Genomic DNA, 19,741 nt, shown 5'->3' on the forward strand with positions numbered 1-19,741 from the left:
TTAAAAATGCGGTATTTATGCCAAAATACACGCCTTAATGAACAAGAAAGGAAAAGCAAATGGCAAGAGAATTTAAACGTAGTGATCGCGTTGCCCAGGAAATTCAAAAGGAAATTGCGGTGATTTTACAACGTGAAGTCAAAGACCCACGTATTGGTATGGTGACTGTCTCTGATGTTGAAGTATCAAGCGATCTTGCATATGCCAAGGTCTTTGTCACGTTTTTATTTGATAATGATGAAGCGGCGATTGAAGCAGGGATGAAAGGGCTGGAGAAAGCATCGCCTTATATCCGCAGTTTATTAGGTAAAGCAATGCGTTTACGTATTGTACCTGAAATTCGTTTCGTTTATGACCGTTCTTTAATTGAGGGGATGCGTATGTCTAACTTAGTAACCAACGTAGTCCGCCAAGATCAAGCTCGTCATATTGATGATGAAAATGATGCGGTATCAGAGGAAAAATAATGTCAAAACCTCGTAAGCGCGGACGTGATATTGATGGTGTTTTTTTGCTCGATAAGCCACAAGGGATGAGTTCGAATGACATTATGCAAAAAGTCAAACGTCTTTTCCAAGCCAACAAGGCAGGGCATACTGGGGCATTAGATCCTTTAGCAACGGGGATGTTACCCATTTGTTTGGGGGAAGCAACTAAGTTTTCGCAGTTTTTATTAGATGCAGATAAACGTTATTGCGTTACGGCGAAACTGGGTGAAAGAACCGATACCTCTGATGCAGAAGGACAAATTGTTGAGACTCGGGCGGTGCAAGTGAACGAGCTGGATATTCTTGCCGCGTTGCCACATTTTCGTGGCGATCTCATGCAAGTCCCAACCATGTTTTCGGCGCTGAAACATCAAGGTAAACCGCTGTATGAATACGCACGTGCGGGCATCACGGTTGAACGTGAAGCGCGTCCTATTACGATTTTCGAATTGCAGTTTATTGAGTATCAGGCACCATACTTAACTTTAGAGGTTCATTGCTCAAAAGGAACGTATATTCGTACCCTAGTGGACGACTTAGGTGAGTATTTAGGTTGCGGTGCCCATGTGACGGTATTACGTCGCACAGCCGTGGCGGATTATCCTGTTGAAGCAATGATGGATTGGAATCGTTTACAAGAATTAGCAGAGCGACAGGATCTTGCTGTACTTGATCAACATTTACTACCTGTTGATAGTGCGGTTTCTAAGTTGCCAGCTTTAATGTTAACAGAAGAGCAGAGCAAAGCGATTGGGTTTGGTCAACGCGTGAAGTTTGATAATCTAAATGCATGTATTGGGCAGGTTCGCTTGTTTTCGGATAAGCAGCAATTCTTGGGGGTTGCGTTAGTAGATGAGCGTAATGTTATTCATCCGCAGCGTTTAGTCTCGCAATATTGAGCTTAAATTATTGATCATCCTTTATAAAAAGACCGCATTGTGCGGTCTTTTTTATTTTGTAAATGTTATTACATTGTTAAATAAATGTGTGTTCAAGATCACAAAATAACATTTTTATAATTGAATGATAAATGTACATTTCTTAGAATTATCCCTTATTTAATGTTAATGATAATGATTATTATTTAATTAAATTGGAGACTAAGTATGTTTAAGATCAAAAACTCAAACCAATTAAGGTGCGTTAGTTTAGCGACAACGTTGCTTTTGATGTTATTAAATCTTTCTGTTGCACAAGCTACCAGCCTAGAAACCATTGTGGTTGGTAGCAAAGGGGATAATAACGCTCAAGCAGGAAAAGACAGTGTGTTTACTAAAGATCAAGTGACAGAATACAAAAGCAAAAAAGAAATTGAAGCGTTCCATGGTCATTCGGTTTCTGATTTATTTAGTGGTGTCACGGGAGTTTATAGTGGCGATGCTCGTAACGGTGGTGCCATTGATCCGATTATTCGTAGTGCATGGGGACAGGGGCGGATTCCTGTCTTAGTCGATGACACAGAACAATCTATTACAATTTGGCGTGGTTATGCTGGGGTATCAAACCGCAATTACCTTGATCCATTCTTGATTAGCTCGGTTTCAGTTGAAAAAGGTCCAAGTTTGAACCGCTCTTTACGTACAGGATCGGCAGGGACAGTCAGAATGAGTACACTCTCTGTTAATGATATTGTTAAACCTGGGGATAAATGGGGGATCGAGCTAAAAGCAGAAACCGCTAATAACTCAATTAAAAAACGACCTGGACCTTATATTTTTGGTGAAGATTATCGTAAAGTTAGCCAACTTGGTGGAGCTGAATTAGGCGAATGGGCGGCTTTCTTCAAAGGAGATGATCGTCAAGAAGCACGTAGCGGTGGGCGTAATAAGTTCTTTAATGATAATGCGGTTCGTCTTGCCGTTGCAACTAAGCAAGATAAGTTTGAGGGTTTAGCTGCGTATGCTTATCGCAATAAGGGAAATTATTATGCAGGTTCGAAAGGGGGACATCGTTATGGTGAAGGAAAACCTATGGAGCGAAATGTTAATCTTTACAGTGATGATCCTTATGTGCCTTATATTGCGAAAATTTATTATCCGAAATATGAAACACCGAATACCTCGTATGAATCTAAATCTTTATTGCTGAAAGGAAAATACTATATTAATGATTATTCCAATGTAAATATGAATTTTAGACAAAGTGATATTCAATATGGCGATATTATGCCATCACGTTTAGGTCAAGTTTGGGGGGGATTAGGTACAGTTCTAGAATGGCCTCTTGCTAATGTAAAACAAAAATCCATCAGTTTTAACTATGAACTTAATCCACCAGATAATAAGTGGCTTGATTTAAAGATTGGAGCTTGGGCATTGTGGAATAAGACTTTAACCAATACAGCGGGTGGCTCACCAATGGATGTATTGTTCTCTGATCAGCAATATAGCAATATGCGTATGGAAGCAATTAACGAAGCCTATAGCATTGTAGGGCCACAATATATGCAAATGCATCCAGATTGGAATTTCGATTTTGATGATCCTAATTTCCGTAAAGAAGTGGAAAAAGAGTTAGTTAAACTCATGAAAGAAAAAAGTGAGGCTTATTTAAATTCAGGCACGGCAACTCCAAACACAGATGGCATTTTTAATACGCAAAAAGCATATGCACAATTTGCGCGTGATAACCATTGGGGGATAACGATAAGTAATCGCTTTGAGCTCCATCCAAGATTAAATCTTGATGTGATGGCGAACTATCGCCGTGAAACCCTCGAAACGGAAACCGTATTTGGATTATGGGAAAAATATAAAGTACCAGGTGCAATGTCTGGTGATTGTAGCCCAACCAATCCAAATGCTTGTAAAGTGGGGATCAGTACTGATGCCAAAGCTGCACCCAGAAAAGGCACGCGTAATGAGTTTAATGCGGGTTTCCGTTTTGAATATATGCCAACAGATTGGTTAATGCTCACGGCGGGGATGAAATATACCCACTACAAATCGAAAGATAAGGGGTTACAAGAAAAAATTAAGGACATGAATAAAGAGGCAATTCAAAATCCTTCTGTGATTAAATTAAGTTTATTGAAAGTTAAAGAACTAGAAGATGCGGATAAGGCAGTTGCTGAACGTTATAAAAAAACTTATAACCGCCAAATTGAACTCACAAAACAATTTGCAGAAAAAGATCCCACATTTGATACTTTATTAAGTCAAGGTATGACAACGGAGGAAATTTGTCAGCAAGCAGGTTTTGCTCTTAATGTGTGTAGTTTTAGTTTTCGGGCTGCAAGGGATACGAGATTCGAGGAATTTAAACTTGCGAACAATTTTCCAGAGTTATCAGCAGAGGAAAAAGAATTTGAAGAAAAATATTTTAATGCTCAAGGTTCAGGAATGAAATATGATCTTGTTAAAGAATTTTTCTGGCATAGAAATGAATATGGAAATTATTCTGGAGAGGAGTTTCCAACTTTTAATGGGGAGATTGATCCTGCTACTTTGAAAGAATTAGTTGAAAATCCGATTACGGGAAAAAATGAGGAAGTGATACCACGCAATTTTGAGAACGCGGGTAAATGGTTAGCTGGAGAGAAAATCTATCGCTATCGACTTGAGGGAGGAGCAAAAGGCGAGCATATTCCTTTGACGGATTCACAATGGGCAGCCATGAAAAAAGCCGAGCGGAAAGCTCACGCTTGGGCACCGTCATTCAGTGCAACGGTATTTTTAGGTCCTAATGCACGGATTTATGCGCGCTATGATGAAACCAAACGGATGCCAAGTTTATTTGAAGATACCATTGGTTATTCAGTAGCAGTGTTGACGCCTTTCTATAAACGTAAGCCAGAACACAGTAAAAATATTGAAATTGGTTATGTACATGATTTACGTGGTTTCTTCCCACAGTTAAGGCGAGCAGATATTCGCTTAAATTGGTACAAAAATACTACCAAAAATGTTTTTGACCGTGATGCAAATTACGAAATGCGTCAATTTGAAAAACGTATTTTAGAGGGGCTAGAGTTACAAGGGCGTTATGACCAAGGCAACTTCTTTGCGGATTTAGGCATTAGCTACAATATCCGCAATAAATTCTGTGATAAAGAGTCGGCTATTATTAATAACGACTTCTCTATTCGAGGAAATCATATTCACCCTGTTTGTGTGAATGGCGGTAATGCCAATGGTTACTTAAAAAATACCATTTTGCCGAAATACAGCATCACTTCAAATTTAGGTATGCGTTTATTGGATGAAAAATTGGAGCTAGGTACTCGCTTGGTTTATCACACCAATGTTAAAGATACACGCAATAAATCTTTATTTGAAGCAGGTTTCCCAGGGTATAGCAATGTACCTCGTTGGACTCCAGTCTTCTTAGTGGACGCGTATATTAATTATCAAGTGAATGAGAACTTGTTACTCACTTTATCAGGGGCTAACTTAACAGATCGTTATTATCTTGATCCAATGACTAGATCTTCCATGCCTGCACCAGGTCGTACGGTAAAACTTGGTTTAACCGCAAGATTTTAGCAGGTTTTGTCATTTTATTTAAAAGCCCTATTGTGTAGATAGGGCTTGTTTGTATAACATAATGAAAAATGGGCAGTGACTGTTCATAAGAGTAACATGTTGAGATAAAGTACGGTGAATTTTGCGAAAGGTTTTGCTTACTTCACCGTTACGCGTGCAAATTTGCGTTTCCCAACCTGATAAACAGCAGTGCCCGCTGAAATCGTTAATTTCGTATCTTCAACTTTCTCACCGTCGATTTTCACACCACCTTGTTGAACCATACGGTTTGCTTCAGAGGTGGATGCAACTAAGCCTGCTTCTTTTAGTAAGTTTGCTAATCCCATTTCGCCTTCGAAAGTAAACTCTGGCATGTCATCTGGAATTGCACCTTTTTGGAAACGATTGATAAACTCTTGTTCTGCGGCTTCTGCATCTGCATCTGAATGGAAACGCGCGATAATTTCTTTCGCAAGTAATACTTTCACATCACGTGGGTTACGGCCGTTTTCTACTTCTTGTTTTAATTGTGCAATTTCCATTAATGGACGGAATGAAAGTAAGTTGTACCAATCCCACATTAAATCATCCGAAATCGACATCACTTTACCAAACATTTCGCTTGGAGCTTCAGTTACACCAATATAGTTTCCAAGTGATTTCGACATTTTTTTCTCACCGTCTAAGCCCACTAATAATGGTAAGGTGATAGCCACTTGTGGTTTTTGACCTGCTGATTTTTGTAATTCACGACCGACAAGTAAGTTGAATTTTTGGTCTGTACCGCCAAGCTCAATATCCGCTTCTAATGCAACAGAGTCATAACCTTGTAATAATGGGTAAATAAATTCGTGAATGGCGATAGGTTGATTGTTACCAAAGCGTTTTTTGAAATCATCACGCTCTAACATACGGGCAACGGTATAGTTAGAGGTTAAACGAATCATGCCTTCCGTCCCTAATTCACCTAACCAGCTTGAGTTAAATACAATACGTGTTTTTTGAGGATCTAAAATTTTATAAATTTGTTGTTTATAAGTTTCCGCATTGCGTAGAACATCTTCACGGCTAAGCGGTGGGCGAGTGCTGTTTTTACCTGACGGATCGCCAACCATACCCGTGAAGTCACCGATTAAGAAGATTACTTCGTGACCGAATTGCTGGAATTGACGTAATTTATTTAATACAACAGTGTGACCTAAGTGAATATCAGGAGCAGTAGGGTCAGCACCTAATTTGACGCGTAAAGGGCGGTTTTCTTTTAGTTTTTCGATTAAATCCGCTTCTGAAAGCACTTCATCTACACCACGTTTCAGCTCGGCGAGGACTGTATTGATATCCGTCATGATTTTATCCTGTGTTATTCAATATAAAACTCTACATTATAGTGATTATTCAATAAATGAAAAGACCAGACAGGGCTTTATCCACGATTAATATTTGCCGATTTACTTAACATTAAGTCACTCAATTTTGGTAACGCTTACAAAAGATAAGCAAAATTTGTGTCTTTCTTCACAAAAATGAAATTACTAGATTGCATAAAAAATGATCATCAATAAAATTAATAACTATTATCATTTGTAATTTAATTTTATGGAGAGCATTTTATGAAAAAAAGAAATCATAATAGTCTGTATTTTAAGGGAAAAAGCCTTGCTACTACGTTACTTCTGTTTTTATTGAGTATTCCTCAATCTTATGCTGCAACTAATTTAGAGACGATCGTTGTAGAGGGGACTTCTCAAAATAAAGCAATCGCAGGTAAAGATAACGTTTTCCTAAAAGATCAAGTGACTGAATATAAAAGTAAGAAAGAAATTGAAACCTTTCATAATCATTCTGTGGCAGATTTAATTAGTGGTGTGACTGGGGTCTATAGTGGTGATGCTCGTAACGGAGGGGCGATTGACCCGATTATTCGTAGCACTTGGGGGCAAGGGCGTATTCCCGTGTTAGTTGATGACACCGAGCAAGCGATTACTATTTGGCGTGGCTATTCTGGTGTCAATAACCGAAATTACCTCGATCCTTTTTTAATCAGTGAAGTGGATGTGGAAAAAGGTCCAAATTTAGACCGTACTTTACGCACAGGGGCGGGCGGTACAGTACGTATGAAAACCTTGAATGCAGATGATATTGTGAAGCCTGGGAAAAAATGGGGCATTGAGTTGAAAACTGAAACTGCCAATAACTCTATTAAGGCACGTCCTTATCAAGGTAGTGCAATTGGGCAAGATTACCGTATTGCAGCCCCAGATGGCAGTGCAGAATTGGGCGAATATGCGGTTTTCTTCAAAAATAATGAGCAGATTTTAGCCCGTTCACAAAGTCGAAATAAATTTTTCAATGATAATGCAGCACGTTTAGCTGTGGCAGTCAAAGAGGAAGGCTATGAAGCTTTAGCTGCTTATGCATATCGCACCAAAGGAAATTATTTTTCAGGTAAAAAAGGTGGCAATAAATATGGTGAAGATTTAACAGAGCCGCCTAATTTTAACGAGATGAATTCCGATGATCCTTATATTCCGTTAATTGCCAAAATTTATCACCCAGGCAAAGAAGTGCCAAATACCTCTTATCACAGTAAATCTTGGTTACTCAAAGGCAAAGCTAAATTAACAGACGCCGCAAGTGTCAGTGCGAATATTCGCCACTCTAAAATTGATTATGGTGACATTATGCCTTCTCGCTTAGGTACTGTACTTACCCGTGATGACGGTGCGGTGCGAGAATGGCCTTTAGCCAATGTGAAGCAAACCACCGCAAGTGTAGATTTTGCTTATAACCCTGAAAACAATAAATGGATTGATTTAAAAATCGGCTTTTGGTCGGTATGGAATCGCACTGAAACCAATACATCAGGTGGTTCGCCTGGTGATATCTTATTTTATGACAAAGAATGGGGTTATATGCGTTCTGATGTGTTTAGTATTGTCGGGGAACGTGAAGGTATTGACAACCTAGAGCAAGTATTGCACAGCTTACCACTGGATAAACGTGCACATTACCAACGGCTTTTATTAGAAGAAGTGAACAAAATGGCTCGTGAGTATCTTAATAGTGGGAAGGCAACACCAAATTTTGATGGACTATTAAATACCCAACCTTCACAGGTGCAATTTGCGCGCGATAATCATTTTGGCGTGACTTTCAGCAACCGTTTTGCGTTACATCCGAAATTAACTTTAGATGTAATGGCAAATTACCGTCGTGAAACCTTAGACAGTACCAACGTGTATGCGTTATGGGATAAATACAATATGACGCGTCAAAGTTGGGAAGCATCAGAGCTTATTTGTTTAGATTCTTCTAAATATGGGGCTGGCACTGAGAATATCTGTCGTTCTGATAATGATGCCAAATCAGGCGATCGAAAAGGAAAACGGAACGAATTTACTGCAGGCTTTAAATTTGAATATACACCAACAGACTGGCTAATGTTGACTGCAGGGATGAAATATACCCATTACAAATCCAAAGATATTGGGTTGCAGGAAAAAATCCGCAATTTAGCGCCAGACGATCGCATTTATGCGGGAAGAATACCACTAAGTTATCGTATCTATAAGCCATACGGCAGTTTTACCCCAGAACAAATGAAAAACTATACCAATTACAATAAAAAAGAAGATTTAGGGGCCGCATTACGTAATAAATTTAGTGAGCTTTATGGTGATAAAGATCCAAATCTTCATATGGACGATCCAAAATATGTACTGCCAAATGGCGATTTTAACGACGAGCTTTTTATAAAAGATACTGAGGCATTTTATGCCTTTCACGAAAAATATTTAGCAGATAATGGCTATGTGGCACCTACGGAAGAAGAAGTTGGTGCAAAAGATTTAGATCCTTGGGTAGGTGAAGCGACAACCATTTATTGGGAGCGTGATCAATATGGGCGTTTTTCACCAGAGACATTTCCGCTCAATGATGGGCGTATTACTAAACAAATGTTAACAGAAAAAATGAAACATCCGCTGACAGGTGAAGAAGTGTATCGATACGAAGTTAATATGGGAGATACCACACAGCCTGAACGTATTCCATTGACAGCAGCGCAATGGGAGCAAATGAAAAACGCCGAGCGTAAAGCGCACGCTTGGGCTCCTTCTTTTGGTGCAACAGTGTTTTTAAGCCCAAATGCACGTCTTTATGCCCGTTATGATGAAACCAAACGAATGCCAAGTATTTTTGAAGATACAATCGGTTATTCAATTGATATTTTAACGCCGTTCTATCAACGTAAACCTGAACACAGTAAAAATATTGAAGTCGGTTATGTGCACGATTTACGTGGATTTTTCCCGAGTCTAGAACGTGCAGATTTTCGCTTAAATTGGTATCGTAACACCACATATAATATTTTTGATCGTGATGAAACTTAAGAAATGAAACAGTTTGATAAACGTATTTTAGAAGGTGTTGAGTTACAAGCGCGTTACGATCAAGGCAATTTCTTTGGCGATTTAGGCATTAGCTACAACATTCGAAATAAATTCTGTGATAAAGGTTCGGCAATTACTGACGGTGGATATATTCAAAATAATAAACTTGAAACGCTTCCAGAATGTGTAAACGGCGGTAATGCAAACGGTTATTTAAAAAATACTATTTTACCGAAATATTCGATCACCTCGAATTTAGGTCTGCGTTTATTGGGTCGCAAATTGGAGTTAGGCACGCGAATGGTTTATCACACCAATGTGAAAGAAACGCGAAACAAATCATTGCGTGACGCGGGTTGGTTTGCCAACACCAATAATAACCCCCGCTGGCAGCCAGTTTTCTTAGTGGATGCTTATGTGAATTATCGAATTAATCCGAATTTACTCGTGTCACTTTCTGCGACTAACTTGACGGATCGTTATTATCTTGATCCAATGACTAAATCTTCTATGCCAGCGCCAGGTAGAACGATTAAATTAGGCTTAACCGCAACGTTCTAATTAAACGAAGTTGGTCATTGCTAAAAAGGCAAATTGTGCAATCACAGTTTGCCTTTGTTTTTAAATAAGAGGAAAAAGTGCGGTGGTTCTGACGAAAATTTGGCATAAAAAAAACGCCTCTTTGTGGGGGAGGAGGCGTTCAAATGTTGGAGTGATTATCTATTGTTGTTTGAATGGTTAAATGATAATTGTTCTCAAAAATAAAGTCAATAGATTTTAATGAAAATTATTCTCAATAATTAGAACAATTTTTTATCAGCAATATAAGGCACTAAATTTGTCAGTGAAAGTGCGGTCGGTTTTTCATTAGAAAAGGTGAATTCCCCCGCATAAGCATAGACTTCAATGCCTTTACGAATGGCATCGCGCAACAATTTGTCATATTCTGGGTCGATATATTCTGCAACCTTAAAGCAATCAAATCCATTGTGTAAGCCCGCAAAAAAGACCACAGCACGATGCCCTTGTTTTTTCATTGCCATTAATTCACGCAAATGCTTTTGCCCACGTGTTGTAACGGCGTCAGGGAACATTCCAATGGTGTTTTTCACTAAAGTGACCGATTTCACTTCAACATAACAATCAGGTAAGCCTTCCGCTTTCAATAAAAAGTCAATGCGGCTATTTTCTTCACCATATTTCACTTCAGGCAGAATTTGGTCATACATAGCCAATTCTTTAATCTGTTTATTTTGCAATGCTTCGAAAGTTAACTGATTGGAGCGGTGAGTATTAATACACACCATTTTGCCGTTTTTTAGCTGCGTTAACTCCCAAGAATGTGGGTATTTACGGGTTTGGCTATCAGAGTGGGAATACCACACTGTATCTCCCGCCTCGCCGCAGCCCGTCATCGCCCCTGTATTAGCACAATGAATAGTTAACACCTCGCCATTATCCAATTGAACATCAGCGAGAAAACGTTTGTAACGGCGAATCAATGTCGCAGATTGAAGTGCAGGAAGTTGCATAATAGAAAATACCTATAAATCATTTGAGAAAAGTGGCGTTATCTTGAGGAATTTTCTTGTGTTTGGCAAGTAAAGATGTGTGAAAAAAACACCGCACTTTTGTTTCTTTTAAGAAGAGAGGGAAAGTTATCGAAATGCGTCGTTTCTGCATTTATGCTGATGTGGATAATAAATAATGAGGCAATGCAGTCCAAATTATGCCTTCAGGAAGTGATGTTTTGCCAATAATCCATTGATTACCTCGGTTAGGTATCGGATATATTCGTAGATCGTCTTCTTTTTTGTTCATTATTGCAAAAACGTCTCTAATACATTCTTCCAATAACGCAAGTTTTCCTTCAAATAAGAAAACACTATATTGTATTGGTGTAGCATATTTCAGCATCACCTTATGAATTTTGGTTAATCGCTTTTCATCAGAAATATCGTAACCAACTAAATAGCGGTGCATTGTTATCCTTAGAAATTAAATGGAATTTCTCCCAACATATTACGTTGGTTAAAGTAATACTGATCAAGTAAAACTTGCCAATTTTTTTCAGTTTGAATAGCGGGCTGTAAGTAATTGCCGTTTCTTCTTTGAGGTGAAGGCTCAATATAACTTTGTTTTAAAATGTTACTTAAGTCATAGCAGGCATCTGTTAACATTTTTCTCCAGTTATTGATGATTTTTTCATATTCTTTATAAAAATTAATTCGCCCAGTTTTACCTAAATAACAGCCTTCTTGCGTGGTTGAAAAATATTCTTCACGCAAAATCTCTTGTCTAAAACAGCCAAGCAACCAATTATCAACTAAGGGTCGAAGCGGTTCAATCAAGTCACAAGCTAAGGATTCTCGGCTAAAGTCTAATGCATGAAAAAAGCCAATGTAAGGATCGAGACCAGCACCATAAGTCGCCAGCACAGCTTCAGAATGAAGAAGGGTATAAGTAAGTGATAATACAGCATTGAAAGGATCTCTCGGAGGTCTTCTATTTCTGCCTTCAAATCGTAATCCTGCTGGAAGATATAAACTAAGCGCTGTGAAATAAACAGAAGCACCTCGCCCTTCTATTCCTCTTAATGATGGTAAGTTGGTTTGCTCATTAATTTTTTTGATAAGCTCATCTAATTCTTGAGCTTTTGGAACGAGTAAGCATTTTTTATCTAATCGTTTATTACTTGCCTGCCATAACCAATTTTTCTGTGTTAACAATTTGAGTAAAACAATTTTTTTCGCAAATTGTAGGCAAAATGCTTCATTTTGGGACAATGCGTATTGTGCCACTCGTCTTGCCGCATCATTATGAGGCTGAGACATAAAAAGTGTTGGCGTATTTTTACGTCCCGATAAACAAATAATACCAATATTTTTCTCACCGAGTTTAGCGAGAAGTGAGGCTTGTAATTTTACATCGCCTTTGAGGTAAATTCGCTCGATAGGTGTTAATGGAATAGTGCCTATTCTTTCCTCATTTTCATAAAAAATAAGCGCTTCACCACTAAGTTTTAACTCTACACCTTTTCGGTCGATATATAGACTAGACATAATTTACCCTCACTATTATTAAATAATTAAAAAGGGAGATATTGATTGAAGTTTCGCTTTTCCAAACAGCATTGGCTCAGTCTGTGGGTTTATCTGAAAGATAAAAACACGATCTTCGGTAATATCAATAATTTCTTTGATATCAGATTTAAAAACGGTTAATTCGTTTTTAGTAAACCAACATTCATAAAAAGATTTTTGCCCACCAATAGAAAATGCTTCTACTTTTTTGTGTACTTTACTTAAGCGACGCTGATTAGAAATATCGTAAGCAATTAAATAACGTTCTCGAATTGTCATTTTATTGATATATATGTAAATGATAAGCTGATTTTAGATGAGAGATAGAAAAAATAGTCTTTTTACAAATATGTATTTTTATTTGTATCAGTAACCATTTTATCCCTTTGGAACAGGGCAATGTCTTTTGACCTATTTTTGATTCAGAAAGTGATGGGAAAATTGAATTGTCTCAATCCCTTTGGAACAGGGCAATGTCTTTTGACTCAATACTTGGCTGAAGTATACAACGGCGATTTCGGTCTCAATCCCTTTGGAACAGGGCAATGTCTTTTGACAACAAGTGTAGGTCAAGGAAAGGACCCTTCTTGAGTCTCAATCCCTTTGGAACAGGGCAATGTCTTTTGACTGCTACTCGACATGGGTAATGAATCGCTGATGTGTCTCAATCCCTTTGGAACAGGGCAATGTCTTTTGACATACATACAATGACTATATAGAACACCCTCAATCTGTCTCAATCCCTTTGGAACAGGGCAATGTCTTTTGACGTAATTAAAGAAGTACACACCGCTAACCAAGAGTTGTCTCAATCCCTTTGGAACAGGGCAATGTCTTTTGACAAAAAGAGTTCGAGAGAACTTACCTGATTTGTGAAGAGTCTCAATCCCTTTGGAACAGGGCAATGTCTTTTGACAAAAGTCGAAATTACACCTCAAGCTGTAATGGTGATGTCTCAATCCCTTTGGAACAGGGCAATGTCTTTTGACAAAATAACCTCAAGCTACTTTAAATTAACATTAGAGTCTCAATCCCTTTGGAACAGGGCAATGTCTTTTGACTTTTACACAAACAAGGGCTTACTTATGATGAGTAACAGTCTCAATCCCTTTGGAACAGGGCAATGTCTTTTGACTTATTCTTTAAAAAAAGATAAGATTAAATTTTTTAGTCTCAATCCCTTTGGAACAGGGCAATGTCTTTTGACCTAAACACAGATTTCGAGTATAATCGGGTTGGTTCAGTCTCAATCCCTTTGGAACAGGGCAATGTCTTTTGACTGCAGGATAGATGTTTTGTATTATTTATCAATATATTAGCAATAGCGTTCCCAATTTTTTGTAATGTTAACAAGGTTGGGTCTTTAATTGTAAATAAAATATACAAAACTTATTTCCTACTGTTAAAAAAAACTCTTCATATTATATAGAAAATAATTGTTAAAATCTAACTGATATGTCACTAAAAACTCACTTTCCATATGTCTGGCTTTTGTGGGTAATTATTGTTGATACATTTTCATTTACATCACTTGGTTCGATATTGTGCATAGGTTTATCCCTCAATGGAGGATTTTGCACTTTCAGTAATAAGTAACATCGTAGCAATGGCCACAACAGCGAGAAGCACCCCAGTAGCGTTTTCTTTTACAGCTCCTACTAATATCTCTTTAATTGAATCGAACATATTTTTCTCCTTTTTGTTAGTGTTCAATATGGTGGTGTAATTTAGCGATTATTTTTAGCCGATGTTGAAATTACAAATTTGCAGCACACAATTTGATATTGTGCGGAAGTTTATCTCTCCGAGGGGGATTTTGCGCTTTCAGCAATAAGTAACATCGCAGCAATGCTCACAGCAGTGAGAAGCACACCAGTAGCGTTTTCTTTTACAGTTTCTAGTAATACCTCTTTAATTGAATCGAACATATCTTTTCTCCTGTTAATTGCATTTTAATGATAAGTAAAACTGAAAATGTAAATTTGTAGTTCTTATTTCATTAAAGTTAATCTTTACAATATGAGGAAATAATAAGGGATTGTAGAAAAAAAGGAGAAAATATAAATTTGTATTGCTATATATAAAATTAAAATAAGTGAGAGGCGTATTGTATACGCCTCATATTTGTAGAGTATAGAAAGGAAAGAACTTTGTGTTTCTATAAAATTAGATTAGAAGTTCTAATTCACTCTGAATATCAGAGCAATCAATATCAGCTAGCTCAACCATTAGCTCATAACAGGCATTTTTAGCTGAGGGAATATAAGGAACTTTGACTGATTTACCTAGTGAAAAAGCTTTGCGTACCTTATCGTTAATATCAGATGCTGATTCAGATAAGACTTTTTTGAGATCTTCTAACTCATAATTTTTACCAGTCAAACGCTTTTGCATACTTAAGTCGTTCCCTTTGAGAACTTCATAGACTGTCAAGTAAAGAGAAATGATTCTTTTTTCTTCTTTGTTATAGTCAAATTTCCATTGTTGTTCTTTTGCGATCACCAAAGAAAGTAGGAGTGCATATCCTCTTGGAGCTAGCTTAATCAGATTTTTACCTAATTTAACTTGTCGCTCAGACATTTTACCAACGAAAGTGATCGTTGGTATCTCAAGGATTTGTTGAGCATTACTCACCGACTGGCTATATGAAATTTGATTATTTAGTAAGGCATCAGGAATTCCTAATCCTAAACGTACCCAAGGAATTTCAGCTAACATTACCTTGCCTTGTGATGCATCTAATCCGCGACCATTTACATCATTGATAAAGTGTTTATAAGGTTTTGGGTAGTAGAAGTCTCGAACATTCTCAAATTCAGATGAGACCAGTACATGAGAAAGACTATCTTGTTTACGTCCATAAAGTGAAAGAGCGTATCCAAGGAAAAAACCCATTGTTTTACGACCGCCAGCGATGGAAACATGAATTGCAGAATCTTCGTTTTGGCATAATTCCCCTACTAACTTAACAATTTGATTCGAAGCAAGCTCATTTTCTTCAGGTGTACGAATATCTGGTAGTTTTTCCCCCTGCTGATCTGCAATCACAGTAACGCAACTTTCATCAAAGTGAATATGCTCAAAGTTATATTTAGCACCATAATCGGCAATAAACTCTTCTATAGCACCTATTTTTTCTTTGCGTCCACCGACAATTCCTAGCAGAGCTTCAAGTAATTTATTTTTACCTTGTATGGTGGTTATCACTTGAATTTCTGTTGGAATAAAGTTTTTTTCTGTAACCAGTGCATAAAGTGTTTCTGTAACTACTGCTGGGGACATCCCTGTTACAGAAAGGAGGATTTTTTTACTGTAATCTTGCATTATTTTTCCCCTATCCATTCTTGAATTTTACTTTTTAAACGTTGTAAGTCTTTGCCTTGAATAATTTTAATCTTTAATTCTTTGGCTCGGTTTTTTACGGCATCTGGAATTGGGCAATAACTTACTAAACATTTCTTTGTGAGCAAACCTCCATAATCTTTTAATGTTTCCAATTTATATAGGATATCTTCTGCTTTTATACCATTATTTTTCTCTAACTTTTGTGTTTTACATTCAATAATATGTAATTTATTTTTAGCAATAAAAGCAACATCAAACTCATTTTTATTACCTTTATTTTCATTACTGTATTCATTCTTGTCGAGTTGATATTTATGGTTTCCTACATCAACACTAAAAGCGATATCATCAATATTTTTTAAGTCCTTAATTGTTTGATAAGTATACTCTTCAAGCCAAATACCATTTAAGAACTCTCTATTTGCTCTATTCTTGAAATCAATTTTAAAGATATCTTCGTCATATTTAATAATACCCTCATCAGACAAATCTAATAGTAAATTTATGAATGATTTATTTTTTGTATCTTGGTTTTCGAGTTCGATTTTGAATCCACTTCGTTCTGATAATGAAGCATATTTATTTAGCAGTGGAATATCATTTTTATAATCATCATATAACCTAATAAATTTTTCTGAACGGTCAGAAAGCTTTTCTTTGATTGTTGTATTTTTAGTAATAAGCTTAAATCCGTAAGCTGAGAAATAGAGATCTAGTTCATTTTTAACATTTAGCTCTTGAATTGGAATAATTTCATTATTGTCAGTTTTAGAAATAAAGATAATGCGATTTTTATCTGTATCTAAATAGAAAATCGGTTTACTAGACATTGAAAAAACTTGCTGTGCTGAAATCGCCATTAACTTTGTTCCACCAGTGACATTCAGTGCAATATTTTCATTTTCATATTGGCTAACTAATTCAATTAGTTGATTTTCCATTTGACTAAAATCAAATTCATCTTCTAATTTTAATTGAGTAACTTTAATTCCCTTTTTCTCAAAAGTTTTCGTAAGGTATTGTGCTTTGTCTTTCATCATTTCAGAGACAATAAAGACAGCTTTTTTCGGCTTAAATTGAGTGTCTAAAATGGGTAATAAGTTAGGGGCTGCTTGACCTGAAATTAGACAAACATGAACATCATATTTTTGCATAAAAAATCCTTATAATTTTTGAATAAAAAAAGGTTGAAGTGAGCAACCTTGTTCATTTAGCTGTTGAACAGTTAATTCTGTACCACGTTGCTCAGCAGTAACATTAAGCGATAAAAAATAAAATTTAGTACCTTTTTCACACACTTGTGCAGCAAGATGAACAGGCAATGTACCAATCACAATATCACCCGATTGAATCTTGTTTACATCTAAATGGTTTTCAAAACGATCAATCTGAATATTTTGCTGTTTAATCCAGTCAATTGATCCTTGATGTCTTGAAATAAACCATATTGTCACTGAATACCTCACTTAAAAACGTAATATATCGTCTTCTTGAATATAAAGTGCAGTTTTACAAATTTGCAATTTGGTATTTACCTAACCCAAAAGTCGCATTTTTACCACAATGTAGCCATTGTCCTATATAGAGCAATTTCGCCCATTCTGGCGGAACATTGTGCAAATTCCATTGTCCCACGACGCCTCCTAATTTCATCGTTTGTTGCTGGCGAGAAGAGTAGCGTGTCCAGTCTTTCCACGTGAGAGTTTTCTCATCTTGAATATTCTCAATTTGAGATATTAATTGCTCAAAATCTATATCTAAAGGTTGATGATGAAATTCACTTAATAATGCAATGCGTTTTAATAAGGTTTTTAAGAAACGCTCTAAGCTAATCTTTGTTGTAGACAACGCTTTACCGTTTTTTTGCAAACGAAGCGGTGTTTGAATATCTAATTGAATAGACGTTGGATATTGTTCTAACAAAATGATCTCTGCTTGATGATCCTCGATTTTATTTTTTTCAAAAATCGAATAACTGCGCCTATTTTGTGAGTAGTGATGAATATCTACTAATTCTGCTTGGCCTCCAGCAATATTAAATTCAAAGGCACGTTTGAAGGCAAAAGAAATCAATGGAAGCTGTTGAATCAGCTGCCCAAATAACACTAACTCAAATTTCAATATTGTCCCTATTGGGTAAATTTTTTCACCCCATTCTGGAGGTTCAATGATGTATCCGTTAGGAATTTGGCTGAATTTTTGTATGTTATGAGATTCTGGTGCAGGTGTTTCAAAAATATTAGTATAAGGGCAAGTTCGATAAAGCGGGCAACTTTTACAATCTGCCAGCTTTGTCATACAGCTGATTTTACGCAAGGCACGTCCAAACACCCCACGAATAGTTGAGCCAGCATATTCAGGCAACGCAATCGGCTGTGTTACCTGAAAATGAAATTGATAGCGAGCAATTGGGAAAGAAATAACATCCATTATTAATTCACACTCAGTTTATTAAAGAGTTTTTTCAGATTTTTTTCGCTATCTTTTTTATTGAACTTCACTTTGGATTTAATGAGCTCCAGCGTAATTTGTTCTAGTAAGAAAGCTTTATCTTTTGCATTCCAACTTACCGCACTTTCAACTAGTGATGTGAGATTTTTCAAAATGGTTGAACCTGTGGTATCCGCTTGTAACTCACGCGTGTTATTCACATTCTCTACAAAATCCATTACCGATTTTTGCGTTTCATTCAGGGAGTTGAGCATAGCCTGTTTGGCTTGTTCTGCTTCGATTAACGCTTGTTGTTTCGCTTGTTGTTCAGCGAGTTGTTGCTGATGTACCAATTCAAGCTCTTGACGTTTTGTCAAAATCGCTTCGCGATTAAAAGAAGGTTTCACTTGTTTATCACACCATTGTTTTAATTCCATATTTTCTCCTTGTTGATTAAGCTCTAAAATAGCCCAGCCGAAAGGCAACAAATCCGAAAGTTGTTTTTCTTGCATACCAGCAAGCCAAACTGTGGTTGATTCACTTTTATATTCGTTTTTGCCTTTCCCTTTCATAATTTTTATTTGAGTTAACTTAGGATCTCGGTAAACCTTGCTATCGGCTCCATTTTTTCCTAAACGAACTAACGCCACATTTTTATTGGCTAACAAAGCCTTAATTTGTCTTACCCATTCTTGGGAAACAAAACGGTTAGCTACCAATCTTTCACACTCTTTTTCAAAAATAGGTTGGTGATATTGATTTAATATTTGGAAATAGTGTTGAATCGTCGATTGATTTTTCTCATTTTCCCAAAGCGATAATTCACTCTCAAAAGCACGATATTGACCAGCAAGGATACATTCACGACGTAATGCAATGCCCCTATCCATTCCCTTTTTCTCTGTCGGCACTTTTTTATAATTCAACGCATAATAAACTTGGCTATGGACAGGATGCTTCGGCACAAAATCCCCAAATTTGACGGTTCTAAACTTACTTTCATTAAATTCGCCCATATAGTCTTTCAGTAACTCTTTATTTAAGTTACTTGATGACGTTCTCCGTTGGTGGCTATTTTTATGTGCATCATCTAAAAATGCTGTTGCTAATGCCCCTTTAAAACTACTCCCAGGAATATAAGCACTATGGTTGTAAGGCAAGTAGGCAGTTCTTTCAATTGCAAGCTGATTGATGACATCTCTGTCTTTTTCATTTTGAACCACCTTGCCAATTTTATTTTCCCATTTATTAGCAATGTCTTGTGGCACATTGGCAAAATAATGGGAAAAGCTGACCGCTTCTTTTTTGTATTTCAAAAAGAAACGTTGAATCTCTAATAATCTTGCCGAGTAAGCCTTATTTAAAAGCTCATTCTTTTGCTCTGTAGATAAATGAAGATGACTTGGCTCAAAGTGATACAACACTTGGTTATCGATTACATAATTTGTAGGCTCGAAATCTTCTCCACAACCAATATGAATAGGGCTGATTGGTGTGAGAAAAATTCGATGGGTTTGCATAAACTCTTTCATCATTTCATC

At 36.9% G+C, this 19,741-nt stretch carries 17 protein-coding genes and 1 CRISPR repeat array; of the genes, 5 read left to right on the top strand and 12 right to left on the bottom strand.

Annotated elements, in window-relative coordinates:
- Positions 1-59 precede the first annotated feature (59 nt).
- The 3 genes from rbfA (at position 60) to ACWIT3_RS04380 (ending at position 4,972) form a co-directional block, all read left to right on the top strand.
- Complete coding sequence (gene rbfA / locus ACWIT3_RS04370) at positions 60-467, top strand: 30S ribosome-binding factor RbfA (protein WP_457161584.1); 408 nt, start codon at positions 60-62, stop codon at positions 465-467.
- Positions 467-1,387 carry a tRNA pseudouridine(55) synthase TruB gene (gene truB / locus ACWIT3_RS04375; protein ID WP_457161585.1) on the top strand — a complete coding sequence of 307 codons (921 nt, stop codon included), beginning with the start codon at positions 467-469 and terminating at the stop codon, positions 1,385-1,387. The genes rbfA and truB overlap by 1 nt, the downstream gene beginning before the upstream one ends.
- Before the next feature lie 207 nt (positions 1,388-1,594).
- Positions 1,595-4,972, top strand: coding sequence for a TonB-dependent receptor domain-containing protein (locus tag ACWIT3_RS04380; protein ID WP_457161586.1), 3,378 nt, complete (start codon positions 1,595-1,597; stop codon positions 4,970-4,972).
- A 137-nt stretch (positions 4,973-5,109) separates the two neighbouring features.
- Here the strand turns inward: ACWIT3_RS04380 and tyrS are convergent, their stop codons facing one another.
- Complete coding sequence (gene tyrS / locus ACWIT3_RS04385) at positions 5,110-6,297, bottom strand: tyrosine--tRNA ligase (protein ID WP_457161587.1); 1,188 nt, start codon at positions 6,295-6,297, stop codon at positions 5,110-5,112.
- 264 nt (positions 6,298-6,561) lie between these two features.
- Between tyrS and ACWIT3_RS04390 the strand changes: the two genes are divergently transcribed.
- The gene (locus ACWIT3_RS04390) at positions 6,562-9,342 is read left to right on the top strand and encodes a TonB-dependent receptor domain-containing protein (protein WP_457161588.1); all 2,781 of its coding nucleotides are present in this window, start codon (positions 6,562-6,564) and stop codon (positions 9,340-9,342) included.
- A gap of 3 nt (positions 9,343-9,345) precedes the next feature.
- Entirely contained in the window at positions 9,346-9,903 is a 558-nt protein-coding gene (locus ACWIT3_RS04395) for a hypothetical protein (RefSeq protein ID WP_457161589.1), read from the top strand.
- Between the two features lie 239 nt (positions 9,904-10,142).
- On the opposite strand, the gene sfsA is transcribed toward ACWIT3_RS04395, so the two are convergent.
- The 11 genes from sfsA to ACWIT3_RS04450 all read right to left on the bottom strand — a co-directional run bounded on the left by sfsA (position 10,143) and on the right by ACWIT3_RS04450 (position 19,735).
- Positions 10,143-10,874 (bottom strand): DNA/RNA nuclease SfsA, encoded by a 732-nt coding sequence (sfsA, locus tag ACWIT3_RS04400; protein WP_457161590.1) that lies wholly within the window; start codon positions 10,872-10,874, stop codon positions 10,143-10,145.
- A gap of 151 nt (positions 10,875-11,025) precedes the next feature.
- Positions 11,026-11,325 (bottom strand): CRISPR-associated endonuclease Cas2, encoded by a 300-nt coding sequence (gene cas2 / locus ACWIT3_RS04405; protein WP_457161591.1) that lies wholly within the window; start codon positions 11,323-11,325, stop codon positions 11,026-11,028.
- Between the two features lie 8 nt (positions 11,326-11,333).
- Positions 11,334-12,404: a CRISPR-associated endonuclease Cas1 gene (gene cas1 / locus ACWIT3_RS04410; RefSeq protein WP_457161592.1), complete on the bottom strand. Its 1,071-nt coding sequence runs from the start codon at positions 12,402-12,404 to the stop codon at positions 11,334-11,336.
- Positions 12,405-12,422: 18 nt separating this feature from the next.
- Complete coding sequence (gene cas2, locus ACWIT3_RS04415) at positions 12,423-12,704, bottom strand: CRISPR-associated endonuclease Cas2 (protein ID WP_457161593.1); 282 nt, start codon at positions 12,702-12,704, stop codon at positions 12,423-12,425.
- Between the two features lie 95 nt (positions 12,705-12,799).
- Positions 12,800-13,705: direct repeats of the CRISPR family, unit length 37 nt; unit sequence GTCTCAATCCCTTTGGAACAGGGCAATGTCTTTTGAC.
- 274 nt (positions 13,706-13,979) lie between these two features.
- Positions 13,980-14,111, bottom strand: a complete 132-nt coding sequence (locus ACWIT3_RS04420; protein WP_457161594.1) for a hypothetical protein — start codon at positions 14,109-14,111, stop codon at positions 13,980-13,982.
- 110 nt (positions 14,112-14,221) lie between these two features.
- Positions 14,222-14,353 (bottom strand): hypothetical protein, encoded by a 132-nt coding sequence (locus ACWIT3_RS04425; RefSeq protein ID WP_457161595.1) that lies wholly within the window; start codon positions 14,351-14,353, stop codon positions 14,222-14,224.
- A 238-nt stretch (positions 14,354-14,591) separates the two neighbouring features.
- Positions 14,592-15,749, bottom strand: coding sequence for a CRISPR-associated ring nuclease Csm6 (gene csm6 / locus ACWIT3_RS04430; protein WP_457161596.1), 1,158 nt, complete (start codon positions 15,747-15,749; stop codon positions 14,592-14,594).
- The gene (locus ACWIT3_RS04435) at positions 15,749-16,924 is read right to left on the bottom strand and encodes a Card1-like endonuclease domain-containing protein (RefSeq protein ID WP_457161597.1); all 1,176 of its coding nucleotides are present in this window, start codon (positions 16,922-16,924) and stop codon (positions 15,749-15,751) included. The genes csm6 and ACWIT3_RS04435 overlap by 1 nt, the downstream gene beginning before the upstream one ends.
- A gap of 9 nt (positions 16,925-16,933) precedes the next feature.
- Positions 16,934-17,224, bottom strand: coding sequence for a CRISPR-associated protein Csx16 (csx16, locus tag ACWIT3_RS04440; RefSeq protein ID WP_457161598.1), 291 nt, complete (start codon positions 17,222-17,224; stop codon positions 16,934-16,936).
- A 55-nt stretch (positions 17,225-17,279) separates the two neighbouring features.
- On the bottom strand, positions 17,280-18,200 hold the full coding sequence (cas6, locus tag ACWIT3_RS04445; RefSeq protein ID WP_457161599.1) for a CRISPR system precrRNA processing endoribonuclease RAMP protein Cas6: 921 nt from the start codon (positions 18,198-18,200) through the stop codon (positions 17,280-17,282).
- Positions 18,201-18,202: 2 nt separating this feature from the next.
- Entirely contained in the window at positions 18,203-19,735 is a 1,533-nt protein-coding gene (locus tag ACWIT3_RS04450) for an RAMP superfamily CRISPR-associated protein (protein ID WP_457161600.1), read from the bottom strand.
- Between the last annotated feature and the right edge of the window lie 6 nt (positions 19,736-19,741).

The sequence above is a fragment of the Pasteurella sp. P03HT genome (genome assembly GCF_054052285.1).